At 70.3% G+C, this 24,657-nt stretch carries 20 protein-coding genes; 2 read left to right on the plus strand and 18 right to left on the minus strand.

The genetic code is table 11. The annotated features are described in order from the left end of the window. Nucleotides 1–184: 184 nt before the first annotated feature. The 12 genes from PP1_RS11400 to PP1_RS11455 all read right to left on the minus strand — a co-directional run bounded on the left by PP1_RS11400 (nucleotide 185) and on the right by PP1_RS11455 (nucleotide 15,118). Nucleotides 185–1,126 carry a hypothetical protein gene (locus PP1_RS11400; protein ID WP_050802344.1) on the minus strand — a complete coding sequence of 314 codons (942 nt, stop codon included), beginning with the start codon at nucleotides 1,124–1,126 and terminating at the stop codon, nucleotides 185–187. A 121-nt stretch (nucleotides 1,127–1,247) separates the two neighbouring features. Next, entirely contained in the window at nucleotides 1,248–2,309 is a 1,062-nt protein-coding gene (locus tag PP1_RS11405; RefSeq protein ID WP_010229087.1) for a peptidylprolyl isomerase, read from the minus strand. Further along, nucleotides 2,309–4,564, minus strand: a complete 2,256-nt coding sequence (locus PP1_RS11410; RefSeq protein ID WP_010229089.1) for an MMPL family transporter — start codon at nucleotides 4,562–4,564, stop codon at nucleotides 2,309–2,311. Before PP1_RS11410 ends, PP1_RS11405 begins: the two co-directional genes overlap by 1 nt. Beyond that, nucleotides 4,564–5,880 carry an MlaD family protein gene (locus PP1_RS11415; RefSeq protein ID WP_010229091.1) on the minus strand — a complete coding sequence of 439 codons (1,317 nt, stop codon included), beginning with the start codon at nucleotides 5,878–5,880 and terminating at the stop codon, nucleotides 4,564–4,566. Before PP1_RS11415 ends, PP1_RS11410 begins: the two co-directional genes overlap by 1 nt. Next, nucleotides 5,877–7,223: an MlaD family protein gene (locus PP1_RS11420; protein ID WP_139323784.1), complete on the minus strand. Its 1,347-nt coding sequence runs from the start codon at nucleotides 7,221–7,223 to the stop codon at nucleotides 5,877–5,879. The genes PP1_RS11415 and PP1_RS11420 overlap by 4 nt, the downstream gene beginning before the upstream one ends. After that, entirely contained in the window at nucleotides 7,220–8,575 is a 1,356-nt protein-coding gene (locus PP1_RS11425; protein ID WP_050802345.1) for a hypothetical protein, read from the minus strand. Before PP1_RS11425 ends, PP1_RS11420 begins: the two co-directional genes overlap by 4 nt. Further along, on the minus strand, nucleotides 8,572–9,864 hold the full coding sequence (locus tag PP1_RS11430; protein WP_010229095.1) for an MlaD family protein: 1,293 nt from the start codon (nucleotides 9,862–9,864) through the stop codon (nucleotides 8,572–8,574). Before PP1_RS11430 ends, PP1_RS11425 begins: the two co-directional genes overlap by 4 nt. A 1-nt stretch (nucleotide 9,865) precedes the next feature. Further along, entirely contained in the window at nucleotides 9,866–11,236 is a 1,371-nt protein-coding gene (locus PP1_RS11435) for an MlaD family protein (RefSeq protein ID WP_010229097.1), read from the minus strand. Further along, complete coding sequence (locus tag PP1_RS11440) at nucleotides 11,233–12,474, minus strand: MlaD family protein (RefSeq protein WP_010229099.1); 1,242 nt, start codon at nucleotides 12,472–12,474, stop codon at nucleotides 11,233–11,235. The genes PP1_RS11435 and PP1_RS11440 overlap by 4 nt, the downstream gene beginning before the upstream one ends. Beyond that, on the minus strand, nucleotides 12,474–13,304 hold the full coding sequence (locus tag PP1_RS11445; RefSeq protein WP_010229100.1) for an ABC transporter ATP-binding protein: 831 nt from the start codon (nucleotides 13,302–13,304) through the stop codon (nucleotides 12,474–12,476). The genes PP1_RS11440 and PP1_RS11445 overlap by 1 nt, the downstream gene beginning before the upstream one ends. Nucleotides 13,305–13,334: 30 nt before the next feature. After that, on the minus strand, nucleotides 13,335–14,192 hold the full coding sequence (locus PP1_RS11450; RefSeq protein WP_010229102.1) for an ABC transporter permease: 858 nt from the start codon (nucleotides 14,190–14,192) through the stop codon (nucleotides 13,335–13,337). Further along, the gene (locus PP1_RS11455) at nucleotides 14,189–15,118 is read right to left on the minus strand and encodes an ABC transporter permease (protein ID WP_157178955.1); all 930 of its coding nucleotides are present in this window, start codon (nucleotides 15,116–15,118) and stop codon (nucleotides 14,189–14,191) included. Before PP1_RS11455 ends, PP1_RS11450 begins: the two co-directional genes overlap by 4 nt. A 439-nt stretch (nucleotides 15,119–15,557) precedes the next feature. Between PP1_RS11455 and PP1_RS11460 the strand changes: the two genes are divergently transcribed. Both PP1_RS11460 and PP1_RS11465 read left to right on the plus strand, forming a co-directional pair. After that, a complete protein-coding gene (locus PP1_RS11460; RefSeq protein WP_010229106.1) occupies nucleotides 15,558–16,103 on the plus strand; it encodes a TetR/AcrR family transcriptional regulator in 546 nt (181 codons plus the stop codon). 153 nt (nucleotides 16,104–16,256) lie between these two features. Further along, entirely contained in the window at nucleotides 16,257–17,186 is a 930-nt protein-coding gene (locus tag PP1_RS11465) for a hypothetical protein (protein ID WP_083697029.1), read from the plus strand. Nucleotides 17,187–17,202: 16 nt separating this feature from the next. Here the strand turns inward: PP1_RS11465 and PP1_RS11470 are convergent, their stop codons facing one another. The 6 genes from PP1_RS11470 to PP1_RS11495 form a co-directional block, all read right to left on the minus strand. Further along, a complete protein-coding gene (locus PP1_RS11470) occupies nucleotides 17,203–17,433 on the minus strand; it encodes a cytochrome C oxidase subunit IV family protein (protein ID WP_010229118.1) in 231 nt (76 codons plus the stop codon). A 44-nt stretch (nucleotides 17,434–17,477) separates the two neighbouring features. Next, nucleotides 17,478–18,098, minus strand: a complete 621-nt coding sequence (locus PP1_RS11475) for a cytochrome c oxidase subunit 3 (protein WP_029239487.1) — start codon at nucleotides 18,096–18,098, stop codon at nucleotides 17,478–17,480. Continuing rightward, on the minus strand, nucleotides 18,095–18,799 hold the full coding sequence (locus tag PP1_RS11480) for a DUF4386 family protein (protein WP_010229128.1): 705 nt from the start codon (nucleotides 18,797–18,799) through the stop codon (nucleotides 18,095–18,097). The genes PP1_RS11475 and PP1_RS11480 overlap by 4 nt, the downstream gene beginning before the upstream one ends. 97 nt (nucleotides 18,800–18,896) lie before the next feature. Beyond that, nucleotides 18,897–19,229 (minus strand): hypothetical protein, encoded by a 333-nt coding sequence (locus PP1_RS11485; RefSeq protein ID WP_010229134.1) that lies wholly within the window; start codon nucleotides 19,227–19,229, stop codon nucleotides 18,897–18,899. Beyond that, a complete protein-coding gene (locus PP1_RS11490; RefSeq protein ID WP_010229137.1) occupies nucleotides 19,226–22,606 on the minus strand; it encodes a pyruvate carboxylase in 3,381 nt (1,126 codons plus the stop codon). Before PP1_RS11490 ends, PP1_RS11485 begins: the two co-directional genes overlap by 4 nt. Nucleotides 22,607–22,653: 47 nt before the next feature. Next, on the minus strand, nucleotides 22,654–24,426 hold the full coding sequence (locus PP1_RS11495; RefSeq protein ID WP_033199416.1) for an L-lactate permease: 1,773 nt from the start codon (nucleotides 24,424–24,426) through the stop codon (nucleotides 22,654–22,656). Between the last annotated feature and the right edge of the window lie 231 nt (nucleotides 24,427–24,657).

The following is a 24,657-nucleotide window of genomic DNA, read 5'->3' on the forward strand; positions in this document are numbered from 1 at the left end:
CGCACAGGAGCACCTGCGTGGCGGACCGGAGCGGATCTGATGGGTCTGGTGCCGGCGCCGTCCGAACCGGGATGACGGCCGGCCCGGGCTGCCGACAGGAGCAGGCCCGTCGACCCGGACGCAGGTTGCGTGTCGCGTCCCGCCCGAGGTGCACGGACGGGACGCGACACGTACCTGCGCGGGCTCAGTGTGAGTCGACGGACGCAACCCTCTCGCCGGACGTGCCCGACGGAGTCGGATGACCGACCTGAGCCTGCTCGGCGTCGCGCACCGCTCGCTGCTCGGCGAGCCGCTCGACCAGACGCTGCCGAGCCCCCGGCAGCATGAACCGCGACTTCAGATAGGTCCCGACGGTCCAGTCGACCTGGGGCTCCGGGACCGCGACGAAGTGTGCGACGACTCGAACCACACCGACGCACATCACCATGGTGATGGTCGCGAAGATGAAGCGCGCCCACTCCGGCAGCGTGGAGTTGTGCGCCAGCAGGTGCGGCCACCCCGCGGAGAAGTAGGCGATCATCATGCCGGTCGGGGCGACCAGCAACATGGCCAGCCGGTTCCATCCCTTCAGGAGCGGCTCCAGGTACCAGATGAGCAGTGCGACGGTCACGAACGACGCGGCGTTGATGAAGCCCCACCAGTACGGGAACAGCAGGAACGAGTACGGCTGGTAGCCGTAGTACTCGTAGACCCCCAGGTTCAGTCCGATGGTCTCCATCACCGCGTCGGTCATGATCGCGATCGGGAAGACCATCAGCATGATCTGCCGGACGGTCACGCCGTGCTTGAAGACGACGTAGATGAAGTAGGACTCCAGCCCCAGGAACGCCGCGTAGCAGAACGGGATCAGCCAGGGGATGTCGATGCCGAAGTTGGTGAACGCGACCGGAAGGTCGTTGGCCCACCGCAGGTGCCCCAGCAGGTCCAGCATCGGCTCCAGCAGCGAACAGAGGAACCCGCTGCCGACGATGAGGATCGGTAGCGTGTCGCGGTGCTTCACCAGCCGGGTCACCGCCCACGGCAGAGCGATGAAGACCGCGAGGGCACCCGCGATGAAGAAGAAGCTCCACGAGGCCACCGGTCCGGCGGCGAAGTCCGGTGGGCTGGGAAGGATGTTGGGGGGCATCGCTGACCTCCTGAGTCGAACGGTCCGGCCACGGCCGCACCATTTCTGACGGTAACGTAAATTCTAAGTCGGGTTCGACTCGTGTCAACCGCCACAGCTCGATCGTGGGCATCATCGGAGGTCAGCGGACCACGTCGGGGACGGAGTCCGGGTCCGCGGGCCGGTAGTCGTCGCCGTAGTCGATGCGGGCATCGCGGATCCGCTCCCCGAGCCATTCCCGCCACGCATCACCTGCGCGCTCATCGGTCAGCGTCGCGCGGAGATTCTCGGCAACCTGCTCGAAGGTCAACGGGACGGCCGGTGTGATTCCGGCGACCTGCCCCAGGTTCCATCCGAAGCGGGTCTGCACCGGTCCGAAGAGCCCGCCCGAGGGCGTCGTGAACGCCGCATCGGCGAAGGGCTGGTCGAGTGCCGTCGCGGGGAGCTTCCCGAGCGCTCCACCGGCCTGCTTGGTGCTCTCGTCCATCGAGTCGGCCCGGGCGAGAGTGGCGAAGTCCGCCCCATCGTCGAGCCGGCGGCGCAGGTCATCTGCCTTGTCCCGGGAGTCGACGACGATGTTCCGGAGTTCCCGCTGCTCGGGGACCTGCATCTGGTCGCGCCGCTCGTCGAAGGCGGTTCGGACGTCCTGGTCGGTCACCGGGGGGACCCCCGCCGTGACCTGCTCGAACAATCGACTGGTCACCAGTTGCCTGTGCAGCTCGGCCGTGAGGTCCGGTTCGGAGACACCGAGGTTCCCGAGTGCCCGTACGAAGTCCGCGCGCCCCCCGGGGAACTCCCGCTCGACGATGCGCGCCAGCGCGTCCTGGACCTCTGTCTCCGGGCCGACGACGTTCTGCTCGGCTGCCGCCTGCTCCACCACCAGGCTCGCGGCGGTGGCCTGCGCGGCGTCGCGCCGGAACCGGTCGCGATCGGCGTCCTCCGAGGGTTGCTCGACGCCGTAGAGGGCCTTGATCTCGTCGACCTGGCCCTGGAAGTCGGCCTCGGAGAGCACCACGTCGTTCACCCGCAGCACAGCACCCTCGGGCAGGCCGGTCAACCGGTCCACCACCAGATGCCCGCCGGACGTCGCGGCGACCGCGATACCCACCATCAGGGCCGCCGTCCGGCCACGGCCGCTCGGTACGAGTGCCGTACCGGCCGGTACCAGCCGGCGCGCGGTCTCCTTGATCGATGTCCAGTCCATCAGCGAATCGCCTCCGCTCGCTCGGAACGTCTCGGGGCAGGGTCACGGGTGGCCGCGAGTGCTCCGGGTGGCCAGACGACCCGAACGACGACCGCCGCGGCGACGGCCGACAGGAACACGCTCGCAGCCAGGAGGAGCCCGAACTGCCGGAGAACCGCCAGGTCCGACACCACCAGGGTCAGATAGCCGAGCGCAGCGGCCGCCGCGGCCAGCCCGACGCTCCGCAACAGCCACGGTTCACGGCGCCGGTGGGCGTCGCACAGCATGACTGCGAACTCGCACCCGGTCGCCGTCGTGAGCGAGCCGATCGCCACCGTCAACGGGCTCAACGACCCAGCGGTCCACCAGGCGACGCCGAGGACCCAGCCCGACGCCAACAGCACGGTGAGCAGAGCACGTCCGGCATCAGCTCTCGCCCGGAGCCCGAGGAGCAGCACCAGCCCCGCTGCTGCGATCCCGACCAGATTGAGCAGGATCCGGCTCGACGACAGGGCGTCGTAGCCGCTCACCGCCGCGACCGGCAGTCCGGCCAGCTCCGCGCTGTATCCGGGCGGAGGCGGCGGCAGCGCAGCCCGCACGCCGTCCAGCACGCGCGCCTGCTCCCCCGGGTCCTGCAGGTCGACCCCGAACACGAGGAGAGCCTCCCGTTGGTCCGGACGCAGCACCGCGGACCGCAGATAGTCGGGCAGCAGCCGGGCCCCGGCGAGCACCTGCTGGGGGGTGGGTCGGTCGCCGAGGAACTGCAGGAGCGTGGAGAACGTGGTGACCGGACGGAGGTCGCCACCGAACCGCTCGACGACGACGGTCTCGGCCCGCCGAGACCACTCGACGGCCTCCGGGGTGAGCACGTCGTCGCCCCGGAGCACGATGCTCAACTCGCCGGAGGATCCCAGCACCTCCTCCGTGTATCGGGCGTCCTCGAGGGCCGGTAGCCCACGGGCGAGCTGCTCGGGCCGGGCCTCGACGTCCAGCCCCGGCAGCGCGGCCCAGCCCAGCGTCGAGAGCACGACGGCGAGACCGGCAACCACCCACCGCCACCGATGTGGCACGGGTACCGGCTCCAGTACCACCGCCACAGCCGGCTCGGTCTCGGCGAGCCAGTGCCGCCCCAGCAACGCGACCCCGACCGTCGCGAGTACTCCGACCGCGAGCGCCACACCCAGCTCCCGCACGAACGGCAGCGGCGAGAGCGCCAGCGACCCGAACCCCGCCGCACCCGCGAGGGCGGCGACGAGCACCCGGCGCCGGTGGGCGGGCTGGGAGAGGTAGAGCGGGAAGTCACTGCCGATCCCGATCAGGATCGGGAGGAACGCGACGACGCCCAGCGAGACCGGGTTGCCGGTCCAGCCGAATGCCGCCAGGGTCAGCGCGGTGCCGATGAGCGCTGCACCCAGTGGTCGCAGCCGGGACCTGCGGGCCCGTGTCCACGGTACGGCGAGGAACAGACCGGCGACCGCGAGCACCGACGCCGCACCGAGCAGCGGCGCTTCCCTGGTCGCCTGCTCGGTCAGAGCGGCAGTGACCGCCGGGACGCCGCTCACCGTGACCCGCGAGGTCTGCAACCCCGACTCCGCGATGGCGTCGCGCGTCGCTCGCACGACGGCCGCGGTGCCGGTCTGGTCCAGCTCCGCGCGTGGCCGGACCAGGATCGCCACGCGCTCGGGGCCGGGGACGATCACCTGCCACTGTGGGCGCGGAGCGCCGTCGTCGAACAGCACCGCGTCGACGAACCGGGGGTTGTTCAAGGTCGGCAGGCCCGCGGGCAGGCCGCCCACGAGGAGACTCCCGTAACGGCGGTCGAACTCGGCCGTCGCCGCACGACCGGCCGAGGCCACTGCCTCCTGACCCAGCCCCTGCTCTCGCGCATCCTGCTCACCGGCGTTCCGGAGTGTGTCCCGCGAACCTGCCAGCTGAGCCAGCAGGTTCTGTGCACCACCCGCGATCTGGTTGAGCACCGTCCCCGGTCCGTACACCGCGGCCACGTCCGGCGAGCTCGCCAGGCGCCCCTCCAGCCCGAGCAGCCGCTTGAGCTGGTCGGGATCCTCGAGCAACCGGCGTGGTTCCTCCGTCTCCAGAAGCACCACGATCGGATCGCCGCCGAACCCGGCCGCCTTGTCCTCGATCGCGGCCAGAGCAGGGTCGCCGGCCGGGAGGAACGACCCGATCCCGGTGTCCACCCGCAGCTGGAGGAGTCCGCCGAGCGTGACAGCGACCACGAGGGTCGCGACCAGCGCGGCGAGCAGCCGCCGCCGCATCAGTCGGGCGCCCGCTCGACACGCGGGTACTGACCGCCGAACGGCGTGGGACGGTCCGCCTCACCCGGGAGCGGGTAGGGGTTGGTCCAGATCGTCGGGTCGAGCCCCTCGGTATTGAGCGGCTGTCCGCGCACCGCCGACGAGTTGAGGATCGGGGCGAGCCGCGCGACGTGCAGCCCGTTCTCCGATCGGTACTGGAAGCTCGCCGCGAAGTTCGCGATCATCGATCCGGTGTCGCGGCCGTACGGCGCCAGGTAGCTGACCATGGGATTGAGGTCCTGCAAGAGAGGCCGCGCTTCGGGGACGAGGGTGCTGACGTTCTCCCCCAGCGCCGGGATCCGGTCCAGTGTGGCCGGTGCCCGGTCGAGCACCCCGTCGAGCGGACCGAGCAGCCCACGGAGATCCGCTGTCGTGGCGGGGAGCTGGACCAGAGCCGCGTTCAGGTCGGGAGCAGCGGTACGGAGATCGGCCGCGACCGGCGCCAGCGAGCCGGAGAGCCGGCTGAGGTCGTCGGTGGCGTCCCGGACGGTGCCGAGGGCTCCCGGCAGTCGACGCACCGTCCCCTCCAGGTTCTCCCGCTGGCCGGCCGTGGCACCGACGATCCGCTGCGCATCCCGGGCCAGCGTGGCGATCTGCCCCTGGCCGGTGTCGAGCGTGTCGACCAGTGCACCGGCCTCACGCGTCAGCGCGGTGATGTCGGCGGACTGGGCGGCCAGGGCGTCGAGCGCGGTGTGGCCGTTGCGGCCCAGGTCACCGAGCCCGGTCATGATCCCGTCGACGTCCTGCTGTCTGCCTGCCGTGCCCGCACCGAGCGACTGGACCGTCGAGCTGAGCGAGTCCCGTGTCGCGGGATCCAGGCCGGCGATGACGTCGTCGACCTCGACAGAGGGCCGGACGCCGTCCGGCGGCAGCTCGGCGCCGGACTCGAGCTCCGTGCCCGTGCCGTCGACGACATCGACGTAGCTGGCGCCCAGCAGGGACTTCAGACCGATCCGGGTCGTCATGCCCTCGTGCAGCGGAGCGAACTCGTCGGCGATCGTCATCTCGACACGGACCGTGTCCCCAGCGATCTTCCGCGAGCTGACCTCCCCGACGTCGACGCCGGCGATACGCACGTCCCCCGCCTCGACGAGGTTGTCCACGTCGGAGGTGGTGAAGGAGATCCTGTAGTCCGGCGCCGGGTTCACCAGCGGGATACGGCCACCCATGTTGATGTAGAACACCACCGCCGTGCCGAGGCAGAGCACCAGGAACCCGACGAGCGCGGCCAGTACCCCAGGCGTCAGGCGCCCTTCACCGCTGTTGTCGTTGCTCATCGCGGAGCCTCCTCGTTCTGGGCCGGGCTCTCGGTGACCGCGTCCGGGAGGATGTCGGCGGGGAGCGGCTCCGGTGGGGCCGGATCGCCCTGCTCGGGGTAGCCGTCGCGGGTACCACCCGCCTCCTCGCCGAGACCTGCCGTCGGGTTGCTCGGGTCAATGGTCAGCTGGGCGCGGCCGAACCCGCCGTTGGCGTCATGGAGGCTGAACGCCGACGACGTCTGGTAGACGAAGGCGGCCAGGTTCGGCATCCACGGGGCGAGGCGCTCGGTCGCGTCCGGCAGGTGTCCCGTCACCGGCTTGAGGTCGTCCAGCGCGACCCGTGCATCTCCGACCAGTGGCCGCAGGTCTGCGACCACGGGGCGGGCCTTCGCCACCACTGGGCGGGCGGTGTCGACGACGGGGCCTGCCTTTCGCACGGTGTCCGTCACCCGGCGCACGGTGTCCGGAAGCTCTCCGGAAGCCTGATCGAGCGACTCGAGGACCGGATCGAGCTCGGTCGTCAGGTCGCTCGTCGAGGCCAGCGCCTCCCGCAGCGTGCCGGTCGTCCCGGGCAGCTTGCCGAGCGAGTCGGTCAGCTCCCGGTCCCGGGCGCCGAGCACGGACAGCGTCTCCTGCAGCGAGGCGACGAGCCGGGTGAGCCGCTGGTCGTCCCTGCCTGCTGCGGTCGAGATCCGGGACAGCGACGTCACGAGCTTCTGGATGAGCTCGCGGCGCTGCTGCAGCGACTCCATCACCGGCTGCAACGTCGCCACCGTCGCATCTGTGGCACGCAGTCCCCCTGGCAGCTGGGCGGGTGCGTCCGCCAGCGCGGTGTCGGACTCGTTCAGCAACGAGGTCAGCGACTCCTGGGTGTGCTCGTCCAGCTCGTTGAGGATCTCGTAGGGCTGGATGTTGCGGGTCGTCTGCGACACCGGCACGGTCGCGTTCTCGGCGAGCAGCGCGGCCGGCGGACCACCGGGCACGAGTGCGAGATAGGGCACGTTCAGCGGGGTCTTCGTGCGGTATTCGAGCCGGGCGTTCTCGAACACCTGATGACCGGGATCGATGCTGATCCTCAAGGTGGCGTCGTCGCCCTGGTCGGCCTCGGCTCCCACGACCTCGCCCACCGGGACACCGGCGATACGGACCTCCTGCGAGCTGTCGACGTTGAGCCCGGGTGCCTTGTCGAACGTCGCCGAGAACACGAAGCGCTTCTGCCACGGTGCGTCGAACGCGTAGTTCGACAGGATGGCGGCCCCGGAACCGACACCGATCGCCACGATCGCGACGGCGGCGACGAGGTTGCGGCCCAGACCGGGGACCGTGCGCACCCGATCCCACAGTTCGGCTGTCCTGCTCATCGGGGACCTCCTGCTGCACGGCCGAGCTGACCGACCAGGTCGGGCAGGCTGAGACGTTCGAATCCGCCGACGCTCTCCGCGCCGGCTCCTGCTTGGAAGCTCAGCAACGAGCCCTGCGAGTCCTGCGTCATCGATCCTCGGTCGAGGTTGGTGACCAGGTAACCCAGTTCCTCGTAGAACCTGTGGTCCGCCTGGAATCCGTCGCCGGATCCCTCGAACGGGCCGGAGCCCTGGTACGTGTTGAGCACGGCGTCCAGGACCGGGCCGTTGATCCGGTCCAGTACCGGCCCCCGCACGTCGTCGACGGCACCGGTCGCGACATCGCTGGTCGGGACCAGTTCCTCCACCGCAGGGCGGGCGTCCGCCAGGACCGGCCGCAGGTCGGCGACGAGCGGGCGAGCCTGCTCGAGAACCGGGTTCAGTTCGGAGAGCAGGGGCTCGACCTCCTCCGCCGCCGGCGTGAAGTTCCGCGCCGTCACCGTCAGCCGGTCCAGGGTCCCGCCCAGGTCGCGGAGGCCGTCCCTCGTCTCCTGCAACGTCGCCGGGAGCGTGCCGACGGTGTCGCCCAGGGCTCCGCTCTGCGCACCGAGTGCACGCGAGGTCTTCCCGAGGTCGTCGACGATGCCGCCCAGCTGCCCGTCCTGGCGTGTCAGCACGTCCGCCGTCGACTCGAGGTCTCCGACCAGTCGTGGCAGGTCTTCACCGGGCCGGGTCCCCTGAAGCGCATCGAGGACCCCGCCGGTGGGCGCCAGTGCCGGAGGCGCGTTACGGACGAGGTCCCGGATCGCGTTCGACCCGTCGGCCGCGAGAGTCTCGTCGGTACGACCGACGACATTCTGCAGGCTCTCTCGGGTCGGCTGGGGCAGGCTCTCCAGGATCCGGTCCAGCTCGACCGGCAGCGCCGTCCGCTCGACCGGGATCGTCGCCTCCTCGTCGAACCGGCCAGCGCCACCACCGGGCGTGAGCTCGATGGAGTACACGCTGCCGAGCACCGTGCGGGGTGACAGGAGCGCGGTGGGCTCCGGCCCGATCTTGTCGAGCACATCGTCGTCGACCTTCATCGAGACGACGGCGGTCCCGCTGTCCGTCTCCTCGACGCCGCTGACCTTGCCGATCGTGAGGCCGGCGAGCTTCACCGTGTTCTCGTTCGCGAAGATCTTCCCGCGGTAGTTGTCGGCGAACTCGGCGCGGATCGTCGTCCCCGGGGTCAGCATCGTCTGCAGAGCCGGCTTCAGATACATCACGACCGCGAGCACGGCGAGACCGGCGAGCAGGATTCCGGCGAGTGCGAGCTTCGAACGCGGCTTCCTGCGCATGGCCCGCTTCGGCCGCGTCGTCGTCGGAGTCGTCACCGGCCACCTCCGATCGGGGTGTCGTCGTTCTCGTCCTCGGAGGCCCCGCCGTCCGGACTGGGGTACGGGTCGGTCCGGTAGGCGTCGTCCGGGAGGCTGACCAGTCCCGGTCCGGGCGGTGCCGCGACCATGATCTGGAAGTAGTGCTTGCCCGGCGCGTAACTACCCGACAGGAGCCCGTCGGGATCGGTGAGCTGCTCGAAGAACCGTCCGATGTCGTTGGAGAACGGCGAGAGGCCTGACACGAGGACGTTCGCGTCGCCCAGGGTGGTCTGCAGCTGCGGGACGAGCGGACGGGCGTCGGCGAGGGTCCCGGTCAGGTCCTCGACCGCGGGTCCGGCGCGGTCCGCGACATCGGGCACCTTGCCCAACGGTCGCGGCGCCTCGGTCAGGACACCACGCAGGTCGGGCGTGGCCCGGCCCAGCGCGTCCGCCCCTTCCGGAAGGGCCTCGACGGCGGCACGTGTGTCCGCCAGGGGCGTCTCCAGGTCCTCCAGCGCCTGCTTGGCGTCACGCAGGGTCCCCGGCAGCACCTTCATGGTGTCACCGAGGGGTCGTCCCCCGTCGACCGAGACCGCCTGCATCGTGACGTCGGCCTGCCGGACGAGGTTCTCCAGCTCCTGCTGCCGTCCGGCGAACCGGCCTGCGAGAGTGTTCGCGCCGTCGAGCAGCCCCGGTAGGTCGGCGTCGGGCGCTGTCAGCGCGCCGCCGACCGCTCGCAGGTCGCCGAGCAACGCCGGCGCGGCCTGGACTGCGTCCTGCAGGTCAGGGCCGTGGCCGAAGGCGCCACCACCGAGTTCGACCATGCTGGAGCGCAGGCCGTCCCTGGTGGGCTGGTCGAAGACGTTCAGCACGTCGTCGAGTGCGAGCGAGTCCTCGGTGGCATCGGCCGCGATCACCTGGTCCCCGAGCGGTCCGGCCGACGGTGAGCCGAGGTCCAGGTCGATGAACTTGCGCCCGAGCGCCGACTCGCTCAGCACCCGCGCCGTGGCGTCGCTGTGGACGTCCCACTCCCCCTTGAGCCGCAGCGTCACGACGGCCGTGCCGTTGTCGTACCGGCTGTCGACGACCTCTCCGATCGGCACGCTGCGGTAGCGGACGTCTTGTTTGGTCGGGTCCAGATTGCCGACGTTGTCGAACGCCGCCCGGACGAAGGTGTAGGTCTGGAACGGGATCGAACCTCCGGTGTTCGCCCTGCCACCGATGACGGCGACCGTCACGAGCACGGCGAGCGCGACCACGCCGACCAGGAAGTTCCGGATGTCCGTCCGGTGCACGCGCTTGGCCACGTCACTGCCCTCCCAGGAGCTGGCCGACCATCGACTGCTCCTGCTGCTCGTCGAGACCCGTCGCGCTGTCCGGCTGGGCCGGTGTCTGTGCCGGCTCTCCCGGCGCACCTCCCGGCAGCAGGTTCTGGACTCCGGGAGGAGCGCCCGGGACCTCAGGTGCCGGGACGGGCGGAGTTCCCTCCGGCAACCGCTGCTCGTCAGGGATCACGACGCCTTCGGCGAGATCGCCGATGGTCGCGGGAGTCACCGCGGCGGCTCCCCGGAAGTAGTGGCTCAGCCCGTCCTCACCGTTGGTGCTCATCGCCCACAACGTCACGAAGTCCATGACGCCGGTCAGCTTCTCGTCGAGCAGGGTGTCGCCGAGCGGCCGGAGACCGGCTGCGGTGTCCCGCAGGTCGGGTCCGGCCGCGCGCAGCCCCGAGACGACCGGAGCCGCCTCGTCCAGCAGCGCGTCGGCCCGCTCGAGCACCGGCGGGAGCGAACCCAGGGCCGGGTCGGCCGCGTCGGCGAACTGCCGGAGCTCACCGGTGATCGCGGTCAGGTCCTGCGTGACCGGGCGGATGGACCGGAGAACCGGCGCCGTCTCCCTCGCGACGCCACCGAACTCGGCGAGAGTCCGCTGGGCCGCGTCCAGGGTGGAGGGCAGTTCGGCCAGTGTCTGGTCGAGGGCCTGCCGGTCGGCAGCCACGGTCGACAACGTCGTGGTGGTGGACCCGACCAGCCGATCGAGCGCGGCGCCGTCGTCGGCGGCGAGCCCGTCACTGATCGGCTGGATCTGCTCCACCAGCCCCGTGAGAGCACCGTTCTGCTCGTTCAGCAGGTCGGCGACCTGCCGGGTCTGGTCCATCGTCGGTGCGAGCGCTGCGATCGCGTCCCGCAGCTGCGGTCCACCGTCCTTCACACCCTGACCGAGGGTGTCGACCAACGCGGCGAGGGAGGTGGCGGTCGGGTTGCCGAGGCTGTCGATCACCTGCTGGAAGTCGACCGAGGCGCTCACTCGCTCCTGCGGGACGACCGCAGGCTCGGGCATCGGGGCGGACTGAGGGGAGCCCTGGAACAGCTCGACGTACTGCTCGCCGAGCAGGTTGATCGGGCGGACCGTCATCGTCGCGTCCTCGCGCAGCGGCAACACGTGCTGGTCGAGGGCCATCCCGACCACCGCCTTGTCACCGTCGAGCTCGATGCTCTCGACCTTGCCGACGGTGGCACCCGCCGCACGGACCTGGCTACCCACGACCAGCGGGCTCGCGTCGGCGAAGATGCCGGAGACATGTCCCCGACCGTCGCCGCGGGTCATCACGACGACCACCGCTGCCACCGCGACGACCGCGGTGAGTGTCATCGCGACGGCCCGGAATCTGGCGCTCTTCATCGGATGCCGTCTCCGTTCGCATCGTTCCACGGCTGGTCAGCGGGGGCGCCCGGGGCGGGCCGCTCGTCGCGCTGGATGCCTGGCGGGAGGATCCCGGGAGTGCTGGTCACCGATGTACTGCCTTCGGTGAGCAGGGCCCGGGCGAAATTGCCCGTGGAGTCCTGACCGGCCCAGATCGAGCCCCAGTTCGCCAGCCAGCCCGCCGTCTCCGGTGCATAGGGCCGGAGGAACGCCACGGCGGGCCGAGCGCGGGAGACGATGTCGGTCGCCGCCGGCAGCGCCTCGTTCGCCCCGTCGATCAGTCGGGGAGTCCGGTCCAACAGGGACTGGGCCGCGACGAGCGTCGGACGCAGGTCGGCGACAGCAGGCCGCAGTTCCTGCAGGACCGGGCTGAGGTTGCGCGCGACCTCCGGCAGCCTCCGGGTCGCCGGCTGGAGGGTGTCGAGCAGCGGAACGGCCTCGTCGACCGCACCCGGGATCTTCCCGAAGGTCGAGTCCGCCGCGTCGAGTGTGCTCGGCAGCTCGGCCACCGACTGCGACAGCTCACCCTCGCGCGTCGCGACCGACGAGGTGACGGCACCGAGGTCACCGATGGTTCCGCGCAGCGACTCATCCCGTTCGTTGAGCGTCGTGGTGATCCCACGCAGCTCGGTGACGAGGCTGCGGATCGCCGGGCCGTCCGAGCCGACGGCCCGCACGACCTCGCCGAGAGCCTGCACGGCGGGGCCGCCCGTCGCCAGGGTGGCGTTCAGGTCGCCCTCCCGGCCCTCGAGCGTCGAGTCCAGCTGCCGGACCGTCGAACCGATCCGGTCCATCGTCTCGGGGTCGAGGGTCGCGAGAACCTTGTCGACCTCGACCCGTTCGATGTCGGATTCGATCCGACCACCGGACGGGATATCCGGATTGCCCGCCGGTCCCGGTAGCAGTTCGACGTACCGGTCGGAGATCACCGCCTCCCAGGTGATGCGCGCGCCGGTGCCCTCGTGCAGGGGCGCGACATCGTCGTCGATCTCGACGCTCACGAGTGCACGCGGCCCCTCGAGCCCTACCTTCGTGACCCTGCCGACCGGGCGGCCGCCGATCGCCACCTCGTCACCGGCGAAGGTGCCCTCGGCCGATGGCATCACGATGTCGAGCCGGTAGCCGCTGCTCCGGGAGACGATGGCGGCCGTGGCAGCGAGAACGAGCACCGCGACGACCACCAGGAGCAATGCGTTCCGCATCGTGGAGCCGCGCATCAGTCCATCCCCAGAGGTCCGTCGGTCCGCCGGTTGAGGAACTGCCGGACGAACGGGTCATCGCTCGTGAACGCCTCGCCGGCAGGGCCGAAATGGACTACCTTCCCGTGCCACAACAGTCCGATGTCGTCGGAGAGTGCGCGGGCCGTCTCCATGTCGTGGGTGATGACGACGTAGGTGCCGCCGTACTCGTCGTGCAGCTTCTTGATCAGCTCGCAGAGCAGCTGGGTGCGAACCGGGTCGAGTCCGGAGTCGGGCTCGTCGAACATCACGATCTTCGGTTTCATGACGAGGGCCCTGGCGAAACCTGCTCGCTTGCGCATACCCCCGGACACCTCGCCGGGCGACCGGTCGACCGCCTGCTCGAGCCCGAGCTCGCTCAGGTGGTGCATGACGAGATCCCGGATCTCCGTCTCGCGCATTCGGGTGTGCCGGCGCAGCGGGAAGGCGACGTTGTCGTAGATGTTCATGGAGCCGAACAGGGCACCGTCCTGGAAGAGCAGTCCGAAGTTCTTGCGCAGGTCGGCTCGTTCCTTCTCGTTCATCGCCCAGATGTCCTGGCCGAAGACCCTGATCTCACCGGCATCCGGTTCGAGCAACCCCACAATGTGCTTGAGCAGCACGCTCTTGCCCGTACCTGACGGTCCCAGCATCGTCGTGATCGAGTTGTCGGCGAACGACGCAGTGACACCCCGGAGGACAGCGAAGTCTCCGAACGACTTGTGCACGTCGCGCAGTTCAATGGTGGGCTCCCGCCCCGCGCGGGTGCCGACACCGGCCGGGTCGGCCGTGATCCTGGGGAGCGGCCTCGTCAGATCGTCCGCGTTCATCGGATTCCTTTCCACGATTCCCGGCGAACGTCAGTTGCCGATGGGGGCATTCGGGGTCCCGCCGTAGAACAGCTGGGCGAAGACGACGGCGAGGGCGCTGATGAGCACGAGGTTCACGGTCATCGAGCGAGCGGTGCTCTCACCGACTCCGACCGGCCCGCCTTTGGCGTTGTAGCCGTAAAAGGTCGCGACGATCACGCACATGACGCCGGTGACCGAGCCCCAGATCAGGGCGGTGATGAAGTCCCGGAGGTTCTGGAACAGGTAGAGGTACTCGTAGAACGCACCCTCCGAGACGGTGTTCATACCGTGCACGCTCATGAGGTAGCCGGCCTGGAACTGGACCAGCAGGGCCGTGACGAACAGGAAGGGCAGGACGAGCATCGCGGCGGCGACCCGGGTGCCCGCGAGATACGCACGTGAACGCAACCCCATCACGTCGAGCGCATCGACCTCCTCGTTGATGCGCATCGAGCCCATCTCGGCGACGATCCCGCAACCGATCTTGGCCGCGACGATCCAACCGAAGATGACCTCGACGAGGCCGCGCATGAGGGCGACCGAATAGATCGCCCCGGCGTAGCTGTTGATCCCCGGGTTGGCGAAGATGAAATGCCCGCCGACACCACTCTGCAGCGCGAGCACCGCGATCAGGAACAGGATGATCAGCGCGCTTCCTCGAACCAGATTCCCGGCCTGCGCCAGCACCTCGGACGGATACAACCGCAGCGCCAGCGGCACGTCGCGAACCACCCGGACCGAGAAGCGGGCCAGGTCCGCCATCGTCTCCAGACCGGTGCGGAGCCCGGTCGTGGCCGGGATCGGTGCCGCCTTGCGGGGCCGCGGCTCTGCGGCGCCTCCGGCAGCAGGTGCTGTGGCGCCGGTCATCGCAGCTTCCCCACTTCCGGGAACAGGCCCAGGAACACAGCGTTGTAGGCGAGCTGGAAGACGAACAGTCCCACGTAGCAGATGACGACCGCCTGGTTCACCGCTCGACCGACCCCGATGGATCCGCCGGAGGCATTCAGACCCTTGTAGCAGCAGACGATCGCGATCATGATCCCGAGCAGGAAGCAGTTCAGGACGACCGATCCGAGCTCGAGCGGGACGAGGGCCGCGAACAGGTTGTCGTAGTAGTCGACGGCCGCCAGGTGCCCGTAGTAGGACGCGCCGATCTGCAGCGCGACCGCGCTCACGCCCAGGCCCGGCAGAACGATCAGCGTCGTGAGTACGACCATGGAAACGACGCGAGGAACGACCAGCTCACGGACCGGATCCAGACCCATGACGCGCATCGCGTCCAACTCGTCGCGAATCTTCCGTGCCCCCAGGTCCGCCGTCAGTGCCGCACCGGCGACCCCGGACACGACGACTGCCACCACGAACACCGTGAACGCGCGGAACCCGTAGAGGAACAACAGGGCCGAGCCCAGCGAGACCGCTCCCACCTGGTTGAAGAAGATGACCACGACCAGCGAGAAGAACAGCAGGAAACCGAAGATCGCGGCGGCCATCGGGAGCGCCGCGCGCCGGACCGTCGTGTAGAAGTCCAGCATGGCGGCCCGCCAGTAGCCGACCGGATTCCGGATCGCGCTGCCGAACACGGTCACCAGCAGCGCCGCCATGCCGCCCGTCTCGATCACGACCGACCGGAGCGGCCCGGGGATCGCCCCCACGGCGCCGGAGCCCGGTGCGTCGTAGGGGCCTCGCCGGCCACGGGCGTCACCACCCGGCTCCGCACGAGATCGCTCCACCGTCATCGGCGCACCACCCCCAGGGCCGGGCTCCAGTGCCCGGCCGTCGGTCGAAAACATGTTCAAAAAAGGACCCACACTCGTGCGCCGCATGCTTCGACGCCCGTGATCCGCTGACGCCTTCCGGCGGACGACCGGACCGACCGGCCCGCCCCCCACCCGGCGACTTGCACGGTGAACGAGACGGGAACTCTCGAGTTATGGCCCAAGTCATACTCCGATCGAGTGACTGTCAATTATGCGGCCGCGCGAGCGCGCCTCCCTGACGGGACAGAACCGGGGCGGCAGAGGTGCAACGACGACACCGGTCGAGCGGCCGCTGCTACGGTCGCCGAACGAGGGGACGCCCCCATGAAGCTGAACGTACGGAGCAGGAATGACTCCCGGTGCCCGACCGGACGGCGAGCACGCCGCCGGCCCGCCGTTCGGAGACCCACCACGTCGTCGCGGTCGGCCACCGGCCTCGGACGGCGCGCGTACACGCGAACGCATCCTCCAGGTGGCCCGGGACGTCTTCAGCGACCTGGGCTACGAGAAGGCGTCCTTCATGGAGATCGCCCACCGTGCAGGAGTGACCCGCCCGGCCGTCAACCACTACTTCGGGAGCAAGGAGGCGCTCTACGGAGCGCTGTTCGATGCGACCCGGGACAGCGTCGTCGACGCGGGCGTCGCGAACGCGATGAACGAACACAAGCTCACCCGGCAGATCGGCGCGTTTCTCGAGGCAGCAGCACAGGTCGACTCCCGCGACCGCACGCATGCGCGGTTCATCGCCGCCTCGGTGCTGGACTCCGTCCGACACCCGGAGCTGAACGACCGTGCGCTCGGCCAACTCGCCGAGGTGAGGGTCTTCCTGGAACAGGCGCTGCGCACAGCGATCGAACGAGGCGAGATCCGGCACGACCTCGACATCACGGCCGTGACCGAGATGCTCATCGCGATCCTGTGGGGCATGGGTCTGTACGCAGGTTACGTCGGCACCCACCAGCAGCTCGACTCCGTCGTCCAGCAGTTCACACGCCTCCTCGAGGGCGACCTCTGGTGACGTGTGCGGCCGTACGCAGGAGCCCGCTCACGACCCGTCGGCGTCACACCACCTGACGCTCCGCACGTTCCCGCCCTCCCTCGCACCGGACCAGATGTTAATCTCTATTCGATTAATCTCGGTGCCGAGCCGAGCTCGTCGGAGGGGCGGTCGATGCAGGCGACATCCCGGCGTGCTCCGTACCGCGTCCCGGGATTCGCCGTGCTCGCCGAGGTCCGGGCCGCACACCGCATGGCGTGCCGGACGGCAGACCGCCGGACGACCGGACGCCTGCTGACGCTGGCCTTCCGGCTCGACTCGCATCGCGGCTCGGCCCGCGTCGGACCGGCCGGCGACCTGCACGCACGAGCGCGGCACCTCCACCAGCTCGGCGTTCGATCGGAGGTCATCGACGTCCGGAGCTCGGTCCCGATCACCGAGATCCTCGGGGCTCTGCGACGGGCCGATGCTGATCCCACCGTCACCGGGATCAGCATCACGGGACCGGTCCCGTCCCGACTCACCGGCATCCACGACGAGATCGCCCCTCAGAAGGACATCGACCGTCTCACGCACGGTTCCTCGTACACCGCACGAGCCGCCATGCGCATCGTCGAGCCGTTCCTCGGGCGCGATGTCGTCACGGCCGTCGTCGGCTGTGACACCCCGATCGGCCGCGAGATGGTCGCGCTCCTGCGGCACGCCGACACGCAGCCGATCACGTTGGACGGAGACCGGGACCTGCGGATCGTCGAGCACGTCGACGTCGTGATCGCGACCGACGAGACGCTCGTCCGACGCTTCTCTCCCTCTATCAGGAGCACGACCTCGCTGGTCGTCGACACCTGTGATGCCGCGTGGGAGTGGACCAGCGGACATGCTCCGGGAGCGGTCTCGACCGATCGGAACGGTCTCGCCGCCATCGAGATGGCGGTGTTCTCGGAAGGAGTCGCGCGCACGCTCGCCGCACCGGCTCTGCCGCCGTGGCGCTATCTCGTCGCCGGACCGTCGGGGGAGCTCACGTCGGCGATGACCGACGTCCTCACCGACGTCCGGTCCCGCCGCACCGACCCCACCGACCCCGTCGTACGGCGGGCCGGCTGAGTCTGCCACCGGGTCGCTACGCCCCGAGGTAGATGCCCATCAGAGTTCCGGCCAGGACGACGACATAGCCCTCGAACGCCAGGCGCAGCAGGACCGGCGCCCTGTCCAGCTCCATGAAGTGCATGCCCACCAACCGCACCTTCACCATGGCGATCAGCAGGACCAGCGCTCCGACGAGCGTGGATCCGTCTGCCGCCTGCTCGAGGCCGAGTAGGGCGGTCGCCAGGGTCGCGATCACGAGGATCACCCAGACAATGGTCTGCCGGGCAGGACGAAGTCGTCGCATCCGGGTCATCGCACCAGGTAGAGAACGGGGAACAGGACGAGCCAGAGGAGATCGACCATGTGCCAGTAACAGGCGGCACATTCGGTGAACACCATGGGAGCCCGCGAATCCGGCTGGAGCCCGGACACCCGGACAGCCAGGACCACCAGAAGGATCACTCCGATCAGGAGATGAACCAGGTGCAGTCCGGTGCCCACGAAGTAGTAGAGGATGTACTCCTTCACGGGCGCCGGCGCGTCCAGTGTGGCGAGCTCGACGTACTCCACGACCTTCACCGCGGCGAACCCGGCTCCGCACGCCACCGCCCCGACGAGCAGCCGGGCCGCGCGACTGCCGTCACCGCGGCGAACGGCGTGCGTAGCCAGCACGACCACCAGTGACCCGGTCAGCAGCAACAGCGTGTTGAGCACGCCGAGCGACTGATCCAGGTGCACCTGCGCAGCACGGACCGCGTCGCCGTGCTCACCACGGAACGTCAGGATCGCGCCGAAGATCAGCGCGAACACGACCATGTCCCCCAGCAGGAAGACCCACAGCCCGTTCTCCCCCGGAGATCGTCGGGCCGGCGCCGGACGCGCCGCTTCCGGGCCGCCGGGCGGCGACGCGCGCCTCGTCGCCCGGGTCATGGGACGGCCACGGGATCGGCGACGGGGGTACTGCGCAGCGGTCGCGATGCCGCACGGATCAGCATGGCACCGCAGACGAGGAACCACCCACCGAACAGCGCCGCGGCCAACCAGAACGACAACAGGCCGTTCCACGCGAACGGACCGGTCGTGAAGAAGACGAGGACGAAGGCGGGCAGGAAGCAGAACGCCGCCCAGAGACCGAAGTATCCGAGCCATCGAGGGAACGGAGCGTCCACCCGCCGGTCCAGCAGCACGGCCGTGCCGAACGACAGTGTCTGCAACATGAGTGCGCCGCCGTTCATGATGAACGAGATCCAGCCCAGATCGCTGAGGAGCAGCAGCAGCTGGGGGTCGCGGCCGGGGCGGTACGCAGCCACCACGAAGACGAGGGCGGGAAGAGCGATCACCAGCAGACCGCTCGCCGTGCAGGCGATCTGCACGTAGGTCAACGGCGAGAACCTGCCTTCGATCTGTTTCATGTGCGCCGCGAGCAGTCCACCGAACGGGACTGTGCACGTGGCCCCGAACAGGATCAGGATCATTCCCACCCGGATCCCGTTCGCGTTCTCGACGAAGCGCGATGCGACCGTCTCGGCCGATTCGGACGGTGCCACGGGCGGTACCCAACCTGCGGCGACCAGCCCTCCGAACAGCAGGAGCAGCATGGCGAGACCGCAGCTTGCGCAGAAGATCTGCACCGCTCGGGACACTGCTCCTCCTCCTCCGATATCTGGAGAATAATCTAATTTTGAAAAAGCTAAGGGTCAAGCCGGACGGCTCCGTGGCGTGTGGGCCCTACCGGCGATCCTCAGGACGCCCTGGTGGGTCGTCCCTGGGCACGCGCACCAGCCGGCCGGCTCCGCGGAGCCGGAACCCCGCGGCGAGCAGGACGACCGCCAGGACCGGCAGGCCCTGCCGGAACACCGAGTCGTCGAGCCCGAGGACGGACCGCACGAGGAACGTCGACACCGCCGCGAGGAACACCCCCGCGGCGGCGGTGACCAGCTGGTCCTCGGTGCGCCCCCGGAGCAGCAGCACCGCGACGACCGCGGCGACGCTGACGGTGCAGGCGTCGAGCAGGACGAGTACGTCGGAGAGCGCGGCCGCCTCCCGGTCGGGCGGGGTCATCGCAGTGCGACGAGCAGGTCGCCGCCCTCGACCTGCGCCACGGCGCCGATCGCGAGCCGGGACACGGTTCCGGCGCGGTGGGTGGTGATCGAGGCCTCCATCTTCATCGCCTCGATCGTGGCCACCGTCTGGCCGGCGTCGACGGTGTCGCCCTCGGCGACCTGCAGGGTGACGACGCCGGCGAACGGGGCGGCGACGTGGCCGTCGTTCGACGTGTCGGCCTTCTCCGCGGCCTTGACCTCGGTCGCGACCGACGCGTCGCGGACCGACACCGGCCGCAGCTGCCCGTTCAGCGTCGTGAGCAGCGTCCGGAAGCCGCGCTCGTCCGGTTCGGACACCGCCCCGAGCTCGATCAGCAGGGTGACGCCGGGCTCCAGCTCGACGGTGTGCTCCAGACCTGGTTCGAGCCCGTAGAGGTAGTCCTTCGTGGACAGCACGGAGGTGTCGCCGTACTGCTCGCGGTGGGTGCCGAACTCGCGGGTCGGACCGGGGAACAGCAGCCGGTTCAGGGTGCGCCGGGGGTCGATGGCGAGGTCCTTGCGGTCGCCCTCGGTGAGGTCGACGCGGCCGTGACCGGGGCGCCGCCCGTCGAGGGCGCGGGTGCGCAGCGGCTCGGGCCATCCGGCGGGCGGGGTGCCGAGCTCGCCGCGGAGCAGGCCGACGACGGAGTCGGGGACGTCGAAGCGGGCGGGGTCGGCCTCGAAGTCGGCGGGGTCGACGCCGGCGCCGACGAGGTGCAGGGCGAGGTCGCCCACGACCTTCGACGACGGCGTCACCTTCACCGGCCGCCCCAGCATCCGGTCCGCCGCCGCGTAACAGTCCTCGATCAGCTCGAACCGGTCCCCCAGGCCGAGCGCGATGGCCTGCTGGCGCAGGTTCGACAACTGCCCGCCGGGGATCTCGTGGTGGTAGACGCGGCCCGTGGGTGACGCGAGCCCGGACTCGAACGGCGCGTAGACCTTGCGGACCGCCTCCCAGTAGGGCTCCATGTCACCGACTGCGGCCAGCGACAGCCCGGTAGCTCGCCCGGTGTGGTCGGTGGCGGCGACCAGCGCCGACAGCGACGGCTGGCTCGTCGTGCCGGCCATCGAGGCGACCGCCCCGTCGACGGCGTCCACGCCGGCGTCGATCGCCGCGACCAGCGTCGCGAGCTGGCCGCCCGCGGTGTCGTGGGTGTGCAGGTGCACCGGCAGATCGAAGCGGTCCCGCAGCGCGCCGACCAGGGTCCGCGCTGCGGGCGGGCGCAGCAGCCCGGCCATGTCCTTGATCGCCAGCACGTGCGCACCGGCGTCGACGATCTGCTCGGCGAGGCGCAGGTAGTAGTCGAGGGTGTAGAGCTTCTCGGTCGGGTCGGAGAGATCCGCGGTGTAGCAGAGCGCGACCTCGGCCAGCGCGGTGCCGGTGGTGCGGACGGCGTCGATGGCCGGACGCATCCGGGAGACGTCGTTGAGCGCATCGAAGATCCGGAAGATGTCCATCCCGGTCGCCGCGGCCTCGGCGACGAAGGCGTCGGTCACCTCCACCGGATACGGCGTGTACCCGACGGTGTTCCGCCCCCGCAGCAGCATCTGTGTGCAGATGTTCGGCGCCGCCGCCTTGATCGCGGCGAGCCGCTCCCACGGATCCTCGGCCAGGAACCGCAGTGCCACGTCGTACGTCGCTCCACCCCAGCACTCGAGGGAGAGCAGCTCGGGCATCGTGCGGGCGACGTAGGGCGCGACCGCGGTCAGGTCGCGGGTCCGCACCCGGGTCGCGAGCAACGACTGGTGTGCGTCCCGGAACGTCGTGTCCGTGACCGCCACCGCCGACCGGGCCCGCAACCGCGCCGCGAACCCCTCCGGACCCAGCTCCCGTAACAGCTGCGCCGAGCCGTCCGGCACCGGCGCGTCGAGGTCGACCCCGTGCGGCAGCTTGTCGACCGGCTCCACCACCTGCGGCCGGGGCCCGTGCGGCCGGTTCACCGCCGTCTCGGCCAGGTAGGACAGCACCCGCGATCCCCGGTCCGCCGACGGTCGTGCGCCTAGCAGCTGCGGCCGTTCGGTGATGAACGAGGTCGTCACCGCGCCGGCGGCGAAGTCCGGGTCGTCGAGCACGGCGGCGAGGAAGCCGAGGTTGGTGGACACCCCGCGGATCCGGAACTCGGCGATCGCGCGCCGGGCGCGCCGCACGGCGCTGTCGAAGTCCTGACCGTGGCAGCTGAGCTTGACCAGCATGGAGTCGAAGTGCGCCGACACCTCGGCTCCGGTGTGGACGGTGCCGCCGTCGAGCCGGACCCCGGGACCGCCGGGCGTGCGGTAGGCGCTGATCGTGCCGACGTCGGGCCGGAACCCGTTCGCCGGGTCCTCGGTGGTGATCCGGCACTGCAGGGCGGCACCGGTCAGCGTCACCCGGTCCTGGGTCAGGTTCAGCTCCGGCAGCGTCGCGCCGGCGGCGATGCGCAGCTGGGCGATCACCAGGTCCCGGTCGGTGACCTGCTCGGTCACCGTGTGCTCGACCTGGATCCGCGGGTTCATCTCGATGAAGTGGTGCTTGCCGCGCTCGTCGAGCAGGAACTCCACCGTGCCCGCGTTCACGTAGCCGATCTCCCGGGCGAAGCGCACCGCGTCCGCGCAGATCGCGTCCCGGACCCGCGGGTCGAGGTTCGGCGCCGGGGCGATCTCGACGACCTTCTGGTGACGCCGCTGCACCGAGCAGTCCCGCTCGAACAGGTGCACCACGTTGCCCTCGGCGTCGGCGAGGATCTGCACCTCGATGTGGCGCGGGTCCACCACCGCCTGCTCCAGGAACACCGTGCCGTCACCGAACGCCGACTCGGCCTCGCGGCTCGCCGCCTCGATCGCCTCGCGCAGCGCGCCGGGCTCGGTGACCTGGCGCATCCCGCGCCCGCCGCCACCGGCGACTGCCTTGACGAACACCGGGAACTCCATCACCTCCGCGGCGGCGACGAGGGCGTCCACATCGGTCGTCGGCTCCGAGGAGGCCAGCACCGGCACCCCGGCGGCCTTCGCCGCCGCCACCGCCCGGGACTTGTTGCCGGTCAGGTGCAGCACCTCGGTCGGCGGCCCGACGAAGGTGATCCCCTCCTCGCGGCAGGCGCGGGCCAGGTCCGGGTTCTCGGACATGAAGCCGTAGCCGGGGTACACGGCGTCCGCGCCGGCCTTCGTCGCGGCGCGCACGACCTCGTCCACCGACAGGTACGCGCGCACCGGATGACCGGGCTCGCCGATCCGGTAGGACTCGTCCGCCTTGGCCCGGTGCAGCGAGTTGCGGTCCTCGTGGGGGAACACCGCCACCGTCGACACGCCCAGCTCGAACGCGGCCCGGAACGCCCGGATGGCGATCTCGCCCCGGTTGGCCACCAGTACCTTGCGGAACATCTGTCTCCTCGTGGGTCCACCCGCGCGCGACGGGCCGGGGATACGGCTCAGGTCAGGAAGGGTTCGGGCGCCCGGCGCCGGGCGCGGATCACCAGCCCGGCCAGCGCCGCGACCACCGCGGCCAGGACGATCGTGCCGAGGTTCAGCCCGACCCCGTAGACGATCACGAAGGCGAGGCCGCCGCCGACCAGGCAGTAGTAGGTCATCGGGATGATCGTCATCCGGATGACGTCGCCCTCGCGGCCGAGCAGCCCCACGGTCGCCGACGCGGCGACGACGTTGTGGACGGTGATCATGTTGCCGGCCGCGCCGCCGACGGCCTGGGCCGCGACGATCGTCTCCGGCGTGACCCCGATGTTGGTCGCGGTGGCGAACTGGAACAGCGAGAACGTCATGTTCGAGATCGTGTTCGAGCCGGCGACGAAGGCGCCCAGCGCTCCGATCCACGGCGCGAGGACGGGCCACGAGCCGCCCGCGACGGCGGCCGCGCCCTCGGCGAGGGTCATCGGCATGCTGGCCAGGCCGGTCGAGTTCAGGTCCGGACCGGAGTTGATCAGGATCCGGACCATGGGCACCGCGAACAGCAGCGCCGCGGCGGTGCCCGCGAGCTGGCGTCCGGCGACGGCCCACGCCTGCCCGATCTGCCTGCGGTTCATCCGGTGCAGCCCGTAGGTGATCAGGCAGGCGACCAGGAACACGGCACCCGGCGAGTAGAGGATCTCGACGGACTCCGAGATCCCGGTCCCGAAGATGTCGGACAGCCCGATCTCGACGGACTGGATCGCCTCCTTGAGCGGCGTCACCGTCCGGCTCAGCACCAGAAGCACGGCGACGATCGCGTACGGCGACCAGGCCGTCCAGATGCCGATCCGGCCGGCGGCGACGGAGGTGTCGGGCTCGATGTCGCCCATCCAGCGGTCGAGCCAGCCGGCCCGCGGGGGGAAGTCCCAGGTCTGCTTCGGCATGAGGAAGCCGCGGCTCGAGGTGAACATGACGATCGCGAGACCGATCAGCCCGCCCAGCAGGGACGGGAACTCGGGTCCGAGCAGGACCGCCAGCAACAGGTAGGGGACGATCATGGCGACGGCCGCGTACAACGCGAACGGCGCGATCGCGAGGCCCTCGGCCATGCTGCGGTTCGCCCCGAAGAACCGGGTGAGCAGGCAGACCATGAACAGCGGGATGAGGGTGCCCGCGACGGCGTGGATCAGTGCGATCTGGATCCCGATGTCGGACAGGTAGCCGAGGTGGTCGACGCCGAACTCGGCGGCGCGGCCCGCGACCGCCGGATCACCGGCGAGGCCCTGGTTGACCCCGGTGAGGATCGGCAGCCCGACCGCGCCGAAGCTGACCGGCGTCGACTGGATGGTCATGCCGACGAGGACCGCGCCGAGCGCCGGGAACCCGAGGGCGAGCAGGAGCGGCGCCACGATCGCGGCCGGTGTGCCGAAGCCCGACGCACCCTCGATGAAGGATCCGAACAACCAGCCGATGATGATCGCCTGGACCCGGCGGTCCGGGCTGATGCTGGTGAACCCGGCCCGGATCGTGGCCAGGGCGCCGCTCTGGGAGAGCGTCTGCAGCAGGAGCAGCGCGCCGAACACGATGAACAGCGCGCCGAGGGCGATGACGATCCCCTCGACCGCCGACGCCGCGACCACCGGCAGACCCATTCCCCATACGAGGGAGCCGATCAGCGCGGCGGCCACGAAGCCGAGCGGCATCGCGTACTTCGCCGGCCAACGCAGGCCGACCAGGAAAATGGCGACGATGACGACAGGGGCCAGTGCGAGAACACTCAGCAGTCCCAGGTCTTCCACGATGAAGCCTCTCAGTGCCTACGGTTGACGACGATGACGACGGCGGTGCGTCCGCCCTCCGGCCGGGGGCAGGTCGAGCGGGCATGCCTCCGGAGCCCTGCAGACCGGATCGGCAGGGCCGGCGCGCCACGGTTCGCTGCACTCGGCGGTCGGCGGGAGGTCCGCCGGTGGTCCGTCGGCGCGGTCACCCGGTGCGGGCGGTCGAGACTCCGCGCGGCACCGGGGCTCCGC

This window comes from Pseudonocardia sp. P1 (assembly GCF_000178675.2).
Lineage (GTDB): Bacteria > Actinomycetota > Actinomycetes > Mycobacteriales > Pseudonocardiaceae > Pseudonocardia.